The sequence below is a fragment of the Paenibacillus phytorum genome, assembly GCF_013141715.1.
Taxonomy (GTDB): Bacteria; Bacillota; Bacilli; order Paenibacillales; family NBRC-103111; genus Paenibacillus_E; species Paenibacillus_E phytorum.
Genome location: NZ_WHOA01000197.1, coordinates 1 through 14,268 on the forward strand (window position 1 = coordinate 1; position 14,268 = coordinate 14,268).

Consider the following 14,268-nt stretch of genomic DNA (forward strand, 5'->3'; position numbering starts at 1 on the left):
GTTCAATTTAGGTGTAGAAACGGGCCAACTGATGGTCTTATGCCTATTACTGCCCCTCTTGTTTTGGTTGCGAAGGTTCCCGTGGTATCGTAAAATGATGATTTCAACGTCTTGCCTTATTTTTGTTCTGGCATTTTATTGGTTGATTGAAAGATTGTAATTAGGCCATTAATTGATCAACACGAGAGTTAGCGGTATTTATGCTAGCTCTTTTTTATTATTGCAATCAGGGTGATTTTTTGTATCAGAACTACGACTCTGCAACATTCGGTTGGAAAACGCGGATTAGCTTGCTTAAAGTTGTACAAAGTGCAACTTTACACAGATAAGTATGCGAATGTTTCAGCATAACGTCACTTGGGCGTAGATTGTTTATAAATACTCTCACCTAAGAACGGCGTAAGCCGTATTCTATTCTCGCTCCAGCATATTTAGTCAATCAGTCGAACTAAAACCAGTGATCTGAAAACAACTTTTATGATTACCGCAAAATAATAGGCATCTGTTTGACTCCAAACATCATCCAACTGTCGATCCTCTCCAACACATGGGAGCGATCAAGGTGGAACTCAGGGAATCGAGTAAGCAGCGTTTGAATAGCAATTTTACTTTCCAAACGAGCTAATTGCGCTCCTAAGCAGAAGTGAATTCCGTGACCAAAAGCAAGATGGGGATTAGGATTCCGGTGAATATCGAAGATGTCCGGATGCTCGAATATGTCTTCGTCATGGTTGGCCGAGCCAATCCAGATGTTGACCATTTGTCCGGGAGTTAGTGTTTGCCCGCGTAGAACTGTGGTCTTTTTTACCGTTCGAATCATCGTTTGAACAGGTGAACAATAACGAAGAACTTCCTCAAGAGCCTGTGGAACCAAGGAGCGATCCGCCAAAAGCTGCTCTTTTACATCTGCATGGCTATCGATGAGGAGCAGTGCCGAGGAAATGAGGTTCGTTGTGGTTTCATTTCCTGCTACAAGGAGCAAGATACAGAAGCCGATCACTTCCAGATCGCTTAATTGTTCGCCATCTGCCTTCGCGCGGACTAGACGACTAATCAGATCATCCTGCGGTTCAAGCCGTCTCTGATCCGCTATAGCGGTAAAATAGACACTCATCTCTTGTTGGCATTGATAATATCGCTCGGAGTTGTTTCCGACCAGCGCATCCGACCATGCTTTGAAACGCTCTCGATCATCCTGAGGAATACCTAGCATTTCGGCAATGACGATAATCGGTAACGGACTTGCAAAATCATGAAGCCCATCCATCTTACCGCTTGCTTCCATTTGGTCACACAACGCATTCGCTATCGCCTCAATCTTTGGCGTCAGTCCTTCGATTACCCGAGGTACAAAAGCTTGAGAAACAAGCATCCGCAATTGCCGGTGTTTAGGCGGATCTTGTCTTAGAACACTCGCCTCAATCGGATCTTTCGTCGTTTCGACACCTTGCGAAGAAAAATGCTCATGATCGGAAAAAATCGTTTTGACGTCTTCGTATTTAAAAACGTCCCAGGAATCGGTCTCCTTTTTAAACGATACGGGGGAGGAGGCACGTATTTCTTTAAAATAAGACAAAGGTATCAATTCATTAGCCGTTCTCCAATCCATATGTTACACCATCGCTTCCATCTTATTTTATTTGAACTGACTAGTCAGTATAGCAACTAGAAAAAAATGGCGGTTACTCACCGCTAGTCAAAAACAAACCTGAAGTAATGATCGTATAAAAGAATTGTTCAATATGATCACGAGTCAATTCATTGTTATTGTTCAAAAAATAATTACTTGCGCTGTCGAGCATCCCAACGATCCCCGCCGCGGCCAAATTGCAGTTAACATCGCGAAGCACGCCTTCTTGCTTTCCTTCTTCCAAGACTTCGGCAAGAAAATGAATGTAATCAATCCTTAGTTTCTTCAGTTCTTCCAGCACTTCCAGATCGATACCGTTGGATAGTTCATTGAAAACGATGTGCGCTAAACTGCTTGATTCCAAAAACAGATCGAGATTGTGCCTGATGATCCTTTTGATTTGTTCTTCCAAAGTAAGATTGGCTTTAAGATCGGCCTGAACTTTATCAATAATCTCCTGAAAACCATCCTTAACAAGCGTCTTAAACAATTGGGCTTTACCTGGAAAGTGATAGTAAAGCGTTCCTTTGGCGACATTTGCTCTCAAAGCAATTTCATCCATACTTGCCCGATGGTAACCGTTTTCTGAAAATACTTCAACTGCTGTTTGGATAATTTTCTCTTTACTCAACGAGATCCGCCTTTCGATATTCAAGATAAAACTGACTGGTCAGTACAACAGAAGTGTAACATATTGGAAAAAGAGATGTCAACTTAGAACGCGAGGAGATTTTACTCTCAAAATGAAATGAAAAAAAACCTCCCGGAATGAACAAGTGTTCAAATCCATGGGAGGTTGAAATACGATAAAGCTCCTTACTTGGTAAGCTGTTTATATTTGTTCAAATACTTCACGACAGTCAGCACATAAGTGGCGTGCGACCAAGTGAGTGGAGCAACGGATACCGGTTCACCTGTGAAAGGGTCTAATTGTTCTGATAGAACGCCGCTTTCCATTGCATGTTTGACAACCCATTCAAGTGTTTGACGCGGTGCTTCGAGATCCGCCAGTGACTTGGCGTACTCGATTTCCCATTCGGCAATCCACAATGTACATATGATCCAAGGGTTACCTGGCACGTTCTCAATATCCGTAGAGCGTTGGAAGTAATAGTCGTGATGATAACGAGCGGAACCTCCGACTTCGGTTTTGATCATGAGTCCAGCCTTGTTGGCTTTCATCGTGCTCACCACACGATCATCATCAGCAGGCAGAACGCCGAATTCAAAGATGCCGTAAACGGAGCTTTCGAGCGTCATATCCTTCACCCATTCGCCATCTTCCATGTACAAGCCGCGAACGAATCGTTGTTCTCCCTCATCCCATAGATGCTTAAGGATACCGGATTTGATTTTCTCCGCTGTATGCTTGTAACGATTGCTTCGCTCTTCATCCCCGAACAGGTTGCTGAAGTTGGAAGCGGCAATAAGTCCGCCATAAACCGCTGAAGCTGTAAACGTAAATATACCGTAACGTTCTTCCCACAGATCATAACTTGGCTTCGGCAAGTTCAATTCCTGATCAATGTAAGTGGACATGAACCTGGCCGCTCTGCGAATGAGATTGCGATAGAGGGATTGGGCGAATTCAAGGCTTCCATTTTTCTGGAAATCCTGCCAAAGGGCATATAACACAAGGGCAGTCTCATCTTCTTGGATAGGAAGCTGTACCCGTCCGGAATGAATGTATGGATGCCAACTGGAGCCTACGGTGCCGTCCGGATTGTATTTATGATGCAAGTAACCTTCGGGTGACAGCACGTTCGCACAGAAGTTAAAGAAAGGAATAATCATACCTTGGTAGCCAGCCATGGACATGGAATAAGCAATTAAAGCACCGTCTCGAGGCCACATATAACTGTAATGATCGCGGTTGCTTTGCATAATATCGGAATCGTTCGCAGCGATGATCGCACCGTTTACATCCGTTTGGGTCCTGACTAGCAGTAGACTTTGTTTGAAAAGTCGTTGGACTTCGAGCGGCAGATCGCCGTAATCGCGTTCAATTTTGTTTGCCCATCTTTGCCAGTACACGGTTACGCGGTCAAGGAGTTTTCCGGGGTGGCTGTCTTTGACATAGGCATCGAGCTTCTTGACTTCCTCCAGCGTTTTGCCTGCACCCATCCAATAATAGAGCGTTTGGTTGGCGTTCGGTGGTACGAAGAGTCGAAAAGAAATGGTACTATCGACAGAGCCTTGAGCAATGGCATTGCCCATCAAATGCCCATCTTCCGCGTCGCGCCAAGTTCCCTCGGCATTATAAAACCTTTTGACACCTGTAGAGTATTGATAAATGCCTTCGGTTCCTGTACTGCCGTTAAACATAAAATATCTGTCTTTCTTATAATGGAATACCGTATTATTCGCTGGATAGTAAGCGGCTGTATCCCCAACTTCTGTCTCATTAATGAGCAAGTCTTGATTGAAGAACATCCGTACTTCGCTAACGGTACTTTTGTGATTCGTAAGTTGGATACGTTTGAGGTATATATCCTCGCGCTGATGAACCCCGTCATTCATGAGCAGAGTGACACCAAGACCGGGATGTGTAGCTGTCACTTCGGTGACGAGCGAATCCTCGACGTAGGCAAGTTTAAATTGCCATTCAGGGGCATTCAGCCATGCGAAGGAACCATCCACCCATATACCAACACGGCATTGATAACCGCCAATATGATTAAGCTGGCCTACGAAAGGATAATACAGATCTCGCATGTAGGAATGCTGATCGAGGTTAATAAGAAATTTTCCGTTTCCGATGACCAGATGTCTAGGCAATAAAATCACTTCCCCACTCGTTTGTTTGATCGCGCGATTCAGAACCCGTCCTTGAGGTATCCAGCTTGGGATATCGCGTCCTCGATTCGCTAGTGACTAGGACATAGTTAGCACAGGGCTTGCCAATAGGTTACCTAATTATTACCAAGGAATCAATGATTGTTTGAAAAAAATCTGAAAATTCCCACTGGTCACGCTTACAAACTGGCATAGTTATCCATATTATTTTATTATTTCCTTCTGGTTGGGGAATATACCTGACCTCTGTGGGTGAAGGAGAATCAATTTTTCGTAAGTTTCTGTTGTCAACGTGCTGATTTGGTCCCAATGAAAGATCTCGCTGACTTTGCTCAAAGCGGCCGCAGCGAGTTCGGTTGCGTCGTCAGGCTTTTCAAAAAAATGGGCAATCTGAAAAGCGAGTGCGTTTGCATCCCCCGGGAGCACTTTGCAGCCGTTAATGCCATGATCGACAATCTCAGCAAGACCTCCTGTATCCGATACGATGAGTGGTGTACCGTTTGCCATTGCTTCCAAGGCTACTAGACCAAATGGCTCATAGAGGCTTGGAATTACACAAAGCTCCGCGGAAAGCAAAAGCTGACTTTTGTCGGTCTCATCTAAGAATCCTGTAAAGCTGACACGGTCACCTAACGGAGCGGCCAATCTCTCTAATCCCTCAAGTTCTGGTCCTATACCCGCGATAATCAGCTTAGCTTCAGGGTAACGTTTGAGCACGAGCCGCATTGCAGCTATGAGGATATGCACGCCCTTTTCATAAACAAGCCTCCCGAGGAAAGCAATAATTCGATTCTGTTTATCACCGCTAAAAAGAGCATTAGATAGAAGCGGATTAACATTTTCAAGGGAAGCAGCAGCTGCGCGAAAAGGAATAACACCATTAGGTATATGTGTAATTTTATGGATAGGTACATGAAATAGGCGAATGACTTCTTCCTGCATATAAAGGCTGCAGACAACGAGCTGATCGGCTTCGTCGGCTAACTTATTTTCTAAGGCATGTATTCGTTGTTGCACCGGGGTATCCAGCTTCCCTTGATTTCGACCATACTCAGTGGCATGGATCGTTGCAAGGAGCGGGAGCTGGAGCGCATTTTTGGATTCTTTGGCTGCATAAAAGACAAGCCAATCATGAGCATGAATGATATCAAATTGCATGCCTTGCAATGTTAAGCGATGGATGGCATCGGTGAAAGCCATATTCATTTGGAATACCCAATCCAGGAAGTGAATGGCTCCAGTGGACTGGAGAACCTCTACACGATGAATATGCACCCCATTAGACCGCTCATAGGGAAGACAATCGGGAGCAAGACACGTAACGACATGAACTTCATGACCGAATGCAGCAAGATGCTTAGATAAGTCGCAAACAGCTCTGGCGAGACCACCGATGACACGCGGCGGATATTCCCATGCGAGCATAAGAATACGAAGAGGTGAGGACTTGGCATTGGATGAGAATTTTAATGAAGTACTATCTAAAGAGCTACTCAAAGAGCTATTCAAAGAGCTATTCAAAGAGCTGTTCAAACTTATTGAAGGGTTAGTTTGGAAAAGACGGTAGTGGAGCTCCGGTAGAAAGGGGGATCTCCGTTCTAAGGAAATCACGAATTCGGATAGCTCTTTGTCTGAAGCTGCTGTTTCTAGCCCGTTAAGTAATTTATGAAAATGCGATAAATGCGTTTCTATACGGTTAGCCGCATAGGTGGTTACCGTTTCCGCATCTAAGATGAATGTCCAGTCGCTGCTTTGCGCGAGCAAAAGCTCTCTCGCGGCTTGATTCAGTGCACGCTGCTGCATCTTCGTGAGCAGCTCGGGGTTCGGGTGCTTTTGCGCAGCAAGCACCATACGATCCTCCGCCGCGTGCAGCAGCGGATGTACCCACTGGCTGCGCGGCTGCAGCCAGACCTCGGCGTAGCCGCCTCGGCCCCAGCTCGACACAGGAAGCGCAGCTTCCGTGGTTGGCGCATGGGCGGCGGCGTAGCCGCCTAACGTAGTCGTGTCCACGACTACGCCCTCCAGGCTGCGCGCGGCAGCGAGCCCGCGCAGCACAGCCTCAAGCCACTGGTGGCCTTCGTACCACCAGTGCCCGAACAGCTCGGCATCGTATGGACATACGATGACCGGCGGTTCCGCCGGCCGCGCTTCGCGGTCGCCGGCGGCCATAGCCACCGCCTCGCGCTCCTCAGCGAGGCGGCGAAGCTGCGCCACCCGGCTGGCGACGAAATGCTCAGCATCCTGCTGAGCTTTCTGAGCGGCCCGCGCCGGGTGGTAGGGCGCTTTAACGTCACCTGCGGCTGCGCCGGTGACGCTGTAGTACTTGAAGCCCGTATGTATGCGTGCGCCGTCCGGCAGCACATAGGGCTTCAAGTACTCCCACTCGGCCCCGCCGTCTTGGCCGAGGTCGTAGCCGATATCGCGATAATACTCGCGATAATTGGCATCGCTCGGGTACCCGACTTCGGCGCTCCATACTTGAGCGCCGGCTTCGAGGTCCCGAGCAAAGGCGCACGCGCCGCTCTGTGTACGCAGCGGCGTCCCCGCTGCGCCCTTCGCTTTCGCCGCGTCCTCCTGTGGCGTCATCACAGCCTGCGCGTGCGCATGAGCGTCCACTACGAAGTAGCGAAGGCCAAGTGCCTGCAGGTGGGGCTCCAGCGCAGGCGTATAGCCGCACTCCGGCAGCCAAATGCCAGCCGGAGCGGACCCAAAATGCCGCCGGAATTCCGTTACGGCGGCTTCGAGCTGCGCGCGCAGCGCGGCGTCGTTCTTGACTAGCGGCAAGAAGGCATGCGTCGCGGCGCACGTTATTAATTCTAAGCAGCCCGTGCTTCTTAGGCTGCGGAACTTACCAATCAGATCGCCCCGAAGGCGATCGTACAAAGCCTTAAGCCGATGATACTGGTCGGCATAGAGCTTCGCCGTAGGACCGAAGTCGGCATGACCCCACAGACGAATAACTTCTCGCTGAGCCAGTTCACACAGCGATGTCAGATGCCTGCGAAGCCTCTTCTTTAAACGTGAATCCTCGAGCATGGCAAGCAGCGTCGGGGACAAAGACAAAGTGAGATGGAAAGGCACTTCATCTTCAAGAAGCCGCTCCATCATTTCGATCAAAGGAAGATAGCTATCGACAACGGCTTCGAAGAACCATCGCTCTTCTAGGGTGATGTCCTCCTCCTCATGTCGAACATAGGGGATATGGGCATGCAAAAGCAAGGCAACGAATCCTTGTACATTAGAGGTGGTGCTCTCGTTGGCGTTTGTGTTTGTGCTCAATCAGTATCGCCTCCAGATTCCGTATCTGCTGAGTATGCGGTCTTCGGTGAATACACCGAATAGGCTGAGAAATGCTCATTAGCTTCAGGCGTCATTAGCTGAAAGGAAACGGCAATAGGCCGGTATGTTACTAGTTGATCATTCGTTATTTGCTGAGAAGGAAAATCTTGATTCGTATCTATAGGGGGAGTCTGAATCGTATTGGAACGCAGAAGCGGGAGAAACTGCCCCTGTTCATTCACAATGCCAAGATCCGCGAAGTAACTTTGGCCTGGGTGAAACCCGCTCAGAAAGCATGATTCTCCTTGGGGGAGATGAAGTTCTGAGATGCTGTCAGCTTGGTGGCTATCTTTAGCTAGATCGGTTACATGATAAAATCGCAATGTAGGCTGGAGCGCCTGCCAGTCTGTATCGAAATGTTCCTGTACCATGTTCTTTTTTCTGCCAGAGAGCTGCCAGTAGGCAAACAGAACAGTCGGGGACTGGATAAGCAAGTGAAGTGTATCCCGATCCATAGGATCAACAGAGAGAGCTTGGATAGGTATCGGTCTCACCTTTTCTCAGGGTAGTTATGGAAAATAAGCTGCAAGGATCTTGAGCAACATTGTAGCATATGCACCATACAAACGAAAAATCTCCACCTTATCTAAAAGGGGGAGATCACATGTATATCCTTACTTGGTTGGATTTTGCCCTTCCATGTACCGGTTTTCCGTAAGTCTCATTAAGGAATCGTACCGATTCACCGAAGAAAATATCAAAAGGTATTCATCCTGTTTGACATTGGTATAAGATGCTTTGAAACCGGTATGATATTGCACGGTCATGCTGGAGGATTGATCGTCATACTGCACAAAAGCGATCTGTCTAGAAACGCTTGGAATCATATTCACGCCGCTCTCCCCTTCATCGTAGACTTCGGAAACCACGTATCGGATCCATCTATACTATATTTATGCTTACTCAAGTGCGTTTAGAATGTGTCCACGATAGGAATGGACAAGCAGCTCAGCAAGCTCGGGATCCGCCGATTGTGCTACGAGCTGAAAGACAGGATCATCGGCATCAGGCAGCAGCAGGACCCACCCATTCTCATGATAAAACTTAATGCCATCGATTAGATCAACGGGTACATCTTTCGTCCGTTCCATCATGCTCCGCATAACCTCTCCCTTAGAATCCCAAGGACAATCTACACGTTCACGAAGAAGATGAAAGCTAGGAAACAAGGAGAGCAGATCCGAGAGCGGAATGCCGGTTCTTTCCAAATGGAGAATCACCAGACCAATGGCAAAGAGTGAATCGAACAAGGGATGTATCCTCGCTTCTTGTGTAGCTTCCATGATGGCTCGTGACCATTCCTTCGTACGAACGATCTTCCCGCCAAGCCCCTCGGCCATGCTTTCTAGAAGCTGGGGTGCACTGACGGGAGCACCAATGGTTGCTCCTGGACGGCTGTGCAGGTAACAAAGATAGAGGAAAACGGTTTGTAAATCGCTGTCTACGAGCTCGCCTTTTTCTGTTATTAACTGCATGGTTCGTCCATCATCGTGAACACGTAAACCGAGACTCGCGCCAGATAGTGGGATAAAGACATGAAGCGGATCCTGCATACTTGTAGATGTAACATGGATAGCTTCAAGCCCTAGTTTTTCGAAAAATGGAACAATGAAAGGCTGCAGCCATGAACTCGCTTCAATGACGATGCGAAGAGGGGATACAGACGGATGATCACGTTCATATGCGATTTCTTGGGCCAAAGCATCTATATAAGTTTGTAACCAGTGCACTTCCTCTTTGTAGCTGCCAATCTGCTTCATAGTGGCCCGTCCATAATCTTCTTGCCAAAAGCTGTTTTCCACTTTACGCTCTGCTGATTTCGGAATAGGCAGTCCTTCAGCGTCCAAACAGAGAAGACTGCAGACATCATTTTCTTTGCCGGACCACTCGAGGTGAATTCCCCCAGCAGCACCTAAATGACGAATAGCAAAGGTAGACGCAGGTGCAAAACAATCCCCTAAATCAATAACATGCGTACCTACAGATTGTAGGCTCGCTGTCAGTGTACGCTTTAATAAACGAGTGAACGTATGGGGAGCGCAGCTTACCATAAGCGTTTTGCCTGAGGCTAAGGTTGCTCCATATGCTGTGGCGAATTTAGCGACTAATTCCGGTGTTAAATCTAGATTAGGAATACCACTTACACCGCTTGTCTTGAATAACGTTTTGGTTGCGTTATCTCCCCAAATATAGGAGGTATTAAGCCGGGTCTTATCACGAATTTGTTTATGGGGCCAAATTTTCACGTTGGATTCAATGCGGCTTTTCGCACCAATGACCACATGGTTGCCAACAACTGAGCCATCGCCCAAATAGGAGGCTTCTTTACAAATAATCCGACTAGTCAGTGTGGAACCGGCCAATTCGTTGTGCTCAGCAATATGGTTATGATCCCACAGCACGCTTCGCGTTAATTTGCTCCCTTTGGAGAGTCGGTTATTTTGCCCGATGATGCAGTATTCGCCGATCTCTACTTCATCTTCCAGCCTGCTCCCTTTCCCAATGAAAGCAGGTCCGATCACACGTGCGGTATCACTTGTCTCTACACCATCTGCGATGTAGACACCGGGGCGGATCTGTGTTCCGTGAATGTCGAGCTTCACTTTCCCATCCAGCATGTCAAACTGGGTTTGACGATATTGCTGCAGGTTGCCGATATCAGTCCAATATCCAGAGCTGATATACCCATAGAGCCCTTTGTTTTCTTCGAGCAAGGCAGGGAAAAACTGCTGGCTGAAATCAAATTCTTGCCCCAGCGGTATGCGTTCCAGCATCTCAGGCTCCAAAATATAAATACCTGTATTTACCGTGTCACTGAACACTTCACCCCAGCTTGGTTTTTCCAGAAAACGAGTAATTTGTCCTTCTTCATTCGTGATAACAACACCATATTCCAAAGGATGGCTGACACGAGTCAGGATTAACGTAGCTTTGGCTTGCTTTTCTTTATGAAAAGCGAGTGCTTGATTCAAATCGAAATCCGTTAATGCATCCCCACTTATAACAATAAAAGTATCGTCAAGAAACTCGTGAGCATGCTTGACACTCCCAGCTGTGCCTAGGGGACTTGTTTCTTCAAAATAATGCAGATTGACGCCAAAAGCTTGTCCGCTGCCAAAATAGTCGCGTATCACTTCAGGTTTATATTGCATAGTAACTGCTATGTCCTGAATGCCGTGATTTTGGAGCAGTTCAATGATATAGGCCATGCAGGGCCTACCGAGAAGAGGCACCATGGGCTTGGGGAGATGACAAGTAAGGGGACGAAGTCGAGTTCCTTTGCCTCCGGCCATAATGACAGCCTTCATTGTGGTACCTCCTTAGAGTTTTCGTAGAAAACTGGCATCGTAAGCATAAACCTTAGAGTTTTGCTTTAGCAAAACTGGCATCGTAAGCATTAACTTTAGAGTTTTCGTAGAAAACTTACATAGTAAGAGCGGTTTTCCCGTAATTGTTGTAGGCAAAGGGAACGTCAATCAGCTATTTGTATGATTTACCCCAAAATGCTGCACATTGAGGAACGTCGTTCCGCTATTCCTTATAAATAGGGCTAGTTTCCCTTATTTGGGCTAAATAGCGAATCGTTGTTCCCTTAACGAAAGAAAATGAGCATTTTGAAAGAAATAGCGTCTTCTAGTTCCCTCCCATTGAGTGGCTAAGGCTAAATTGTTGCTTTAACCTGAATGGCAGGTTGATAGTGGGTAAGCTTCTGGTACTCATTCTGGATATTTTGAGCGATATGGCTCCATTTGTAGTGCTGTTGCAGCAGTTGGTAGGCGCTATCAGCCATCTTGGCTGCCTGCTTTGGCTGCAGCAGCATATCCGTAATATGCCATGCTAATGAATCGACATGACCTGGGAGTGCCTTATAGCCGTCCACACCATGCCTAATAATTTCAGCTAAACCGCCTGTATCGGAGAGTACCAGAGGTTTCCGGTGGGCCATGGCTTCCAGCGCTACGATACCGAAAGGTTCGTACAAACTTGGAATCACACAAACATCCGTAGATCGATAAAGCTGTGTGCGATAAGCATCATTAACAAAGCCGGTAAACAAGACACGATCTCCTAAAAAGGCAGCCTGGGAGCGCAGCTCACCCTCCATAGGTCCTGAGCCAGCGATAATGAGCTTAGCCTGTGGGACTTGTGAAATGATTTTCGGCAGAGCTTCCAGCAGGATTTGAATGCCTTTCTCATAAACAAGCCTTCCAATGAAGAAAATGACTTTGTCTTGTTTTGCTACGATATCAAGTCGATTCATCGTCTCTATGTTTGGTTTTTGAGTCCAAATTCCATTCGGATGTACACTCACTTTATCGGGAGGAAGATTAAATATACGTCCTACTTCCTCTTTCATATATGAGCTGCATACAAAGACACGATTAGCCTCATAAGTCAGCTGCCACTCCAAATGATGAATCTTGCGCTGCAGGTCGGAGTATAGATTTCCTTGATTTCGTCCCCATTCAGTTGCGTGAATCGTGGCTACTAAAGGGATGCCGTAGCTGGTCTTTATTTCTCTTGCCGTATGAGTAACCATCCAATCATGCGCATGCAAAAGGTCGATTCTCCCGCCGTTTTCTTTCCATCTCACAAGATGATCGGTCATAGCAAGATTCATTTCGAACGTCCAGTGGTAAAAGTGAGTATCACTGGAATGGTTAACAGGGAGCCTATGTACGTAAACGCCATTCATCTTCTCAAAACTCGGTGCACCATCGTAGGAGGTTGTGATGATATGTACGATTTCTTCACGAGCGACTAGAGCTTCCGATAGTTCATGGACTGCTCTTGATAAGCCGCCGACATGTTTGGGCGGGTATTCCCAAGCGAGCATGAATACGTTCGGACGGTGTTTAGTTTCCTCCAGTAATGATTCCCATTCCTTCAAGTTTGGAATAATAGGGATAGGGGAGAGCTGCTGTATGCTTACGTAATCTCGAAATTGGATATCAGGAAAGCAGTTGTCTTTCTCCTCCAAAACTGTAAGCAGTATCTCGTCAACCTGTTCCCGATCTACCTGATCGCAGAGATGGTGGAAACAGCCTAGATGTTCCTTTACTCGGCGAACAGCATGGTCGACGTCACTCTGCGCGTCCATCATGAACGCCCAATCGCTGCTTTGAGCCAGCATGACTTCTCTTGCAGCTTGATTCAAAGCCCGTTCCAGAACGCTGGCGCTTAATTTACCATGGCGAGAGAGATGCTCGTGTTTCGTTGCGAGCTCGATCATTCGCTCTTCGGCTTGATGGAGATGACGATAAATCCATTCGTTATGCCCCTGCAGCCATACTTCGGAGGAGTGGTTACGGCCCCAACTAGATTCGTTCAAATTTCCGACAGCAGCTATTGGATATTCCTCTAGATATTCACTAGGTGTAATCATTTTAATCGTTTGCTGATCGAGAAACATTTTGCGGCAGAGCAGCTCAAGGAAGTGCGGGCCTTCATACCACCAATGTCCAAATAGCTCCGCATCATAGGGTGATACGATGAGGGGCTTGCGATCCAGCCAACGTTCCCAATGAGCGGCCTGCTTTTGGCGATTTGCCAGGAAATGATCGGCATGTTCAGCTGCTTTTTCTAGGGCCCGCTCTGGTTGATAAGGCTCCTTGTGGCTGCCTTTGCCTGTGTTGCGGTAATATTTAAACCCTGCTGCCGGATCGATGTCACTGTAGTATTCACGGTAATTGAAGTCTCCTGGGTAACCGTTCTCGGCACTCCTTACTTGACTGGTGGATTCCGGATCCAGAGGAAAGGCTGTTACCCCATAGGGAGTCATGAGCGGAGCAGCCAAGTCCCGAGCGGGCTGCGGTGAAGCGAAAGCGACTGCTGTGGAATCAGTGAAGAAATATTGGATCCCAGCCTGCTTCAAAATGCGATCAATACCAGGCGTATACCCACATTCTGGTAACCAGATGCCGCGAGGCTTTTGATCGAAATAACGTTCATAATCCCGAACAGCCGTTATAATCTGTGCTTTTATTGCCTCTTCTGTTTTCATGAGAGGAAGAAATCCATGCGTAGCGGCTGATGTAACAATTTCGATACGATCTAAATCTTGATAGTGTTTGAATGTCGCAATGACATTTCCTTTGCAGCTCTCATATAGCGTAAGAAGCTCACGAAATCGTTCCGCATAGCGTTTGGCCAGAGGAAGAAGAGAAGGTTTTTTTTGTAATCGAACCTGTTCTTTATCTGCGAGCCCAATAAGATTACTTAGGTAAGTGTGATATTTGTCTTGCAAGTATGGATTGCTCAAAAGGGACAAGATAGTCGGAGTTATGGAGAAGGTCAAGCGGAAATCTATCTTATCACTTGTTAGACGATTCATGACTTCAATGAGAGGTAAATACGTTTCCGTCATGGCTTCGTAGAACCATTGTTCTTCCAAATTGTCGTTCTGATCCTGATGACGAATATAGGGAAGGTGAGCATGCAGCATGAGAACCAAATATCCCTTGAGCTCTGGCTTCGGTTTGATGCGATTGATCAAGAGATAA

Annotated in this window: 9 protein-coding genes; 1 reads left to right on the forward strand and 8 read right to left on the reverse strand. The window is 47.0% G+C overall.

From position 1 onward, the window contains the following. A partial coding sequence (locus GC098_RS42025) for a HupE/UreJ family protein (RefSeq protein ID WP_512699024.1) occupies positions 1-160 on the forward strand: 160 nt, incomplete at its 5' end. Positions 161-481: 321 nt separating this feature from the next. Here GC098_RS42025 and GC098_RS27500 read toward each other — a convergent pair. From GC098_RS27500 to GC098_RS27535, 8 genes are all read right to left on the reverse strand, one after another. Continuing rightward, a complete protein-coding gene (locus GC098_RS27500; RefSeq protein ID WP_171646393.1) occupies positions 482-1,609 on the reverse strand; it encodes a cytochrome P450 in 1,128 nt (375 codons plus the stop codon). A 73-nt stretch (positions 1,610-1,682) separates the two neighbouring features. Then, complete coding sequence (locus tag GC098_RS27505; protein ID WP_171646394.1) at positions 1,683-2,261, reverse strand: TetR/AcrR family transcriptional regulator; 579 nt, start codon at positions 2,259-2,261, stop codon at positions 1,683-1,685. 185 nt (positions 2,262-2,446) lie between these two features. Beyond that, on the reverse strand, positions 2,447-4,408 hold the full coding sequence (locus GC098_RS27510) for a glycoside hydrolase family 15 protein (protein ID WP_171646395.1): 1,962 nt from the start codon (positions 4,406-4,408) through the stop codon (positions 2,447-2,449). Positions 4,409-4,630: 222 nt separating this feature from the next. After that, positions 4,631-7,705 carry a 1,4-alpha-glucan branching protein domain-containing protein gene (locus GC098_RS27515; RefSeq protein ID WP_171646396.1) on the reverse strand — a complete coding sequence of 1,025 codons (3,075 nt, stop codon included), beginning with the start codon at positions 7,703-7,705 and terminating at the stop codon, positions 4,631-4,633. Beyond that, a complete protein-coding gene (locus GC098_RS27520; RefSeq protein WP_171646397.1) occupies positions 7,702-8,220 on the reverse strand; it encodes a DUF4912 domain-containing protein in 519 nt (172 codons plus the stop codon). Before GC098_RS27520 ends, GC098_RS27515 begins: the two co-directional genes overlap by 4 nt. 159 nt (positions 8,221-8,379) lie before the next feature. Beyond that, entirely contained in the window at positions 8,380-8,634 is a 255-nt protein-coding gene (locus GC098_RS27525; protein WP_216625446.1) for a hypothetical protein, read from the reverse strand. Positions 8,635-8,664: 30 nt separating this feature from the next. Then, positions 8,665-11,073: a sugar phosphate nucleotidyltransferase gene (locus GC098_RS27530; protein WP_171646398.1), complete on the reverse strand. Its 2,409-nt coding sequence runs from the start codon at positions 11,071-11,073 to the stop codon at positions 8,665-8,667. A 353-nt stretch (positions 11,074-11,426) separates the two neighbouring features. After that, positions 11,427-14,261 carry a 1,4-alpha-glucan branching protein domain-containing protein gene (locus tag GC098_RS27535; RefSeq protein WP_171646399.1) on the reverse strand — a complete coding sequence of 945 codons (2,835 nt, stop codon included), beginning with the start codon at positions 14,259-14,261 and terminating at the stop codon, positions 11,427-11,429. Positions 14,262-14,268: the final 7 nt, after the last annotated feature.

Bases quoted from the DNA above. Each gene is read 5' to 3' on its own strand.
- GC098_RS27500 (WP_171646393.1), bottom strand. From the start codon at position 1,609: ATGGATTGGAGAACGGCTAATGAATTGATACCTTTGTCTTATTTTAAA.
- GC098_RS27520 (WP_171646397.1), bottom strand. From the start codon at position 8,220: ATGGATCGGGATACACTTCACTTGCTTATCCAGTCCCCGACTGTTCTG.
- GC098_RS27530 (WP_171646398.1), bottom strand. From the start codon at position 11,073: ATGAAGGCTGTCATTATGGCCGGAGGCAAAGGAACTCGACTTCGTCCC.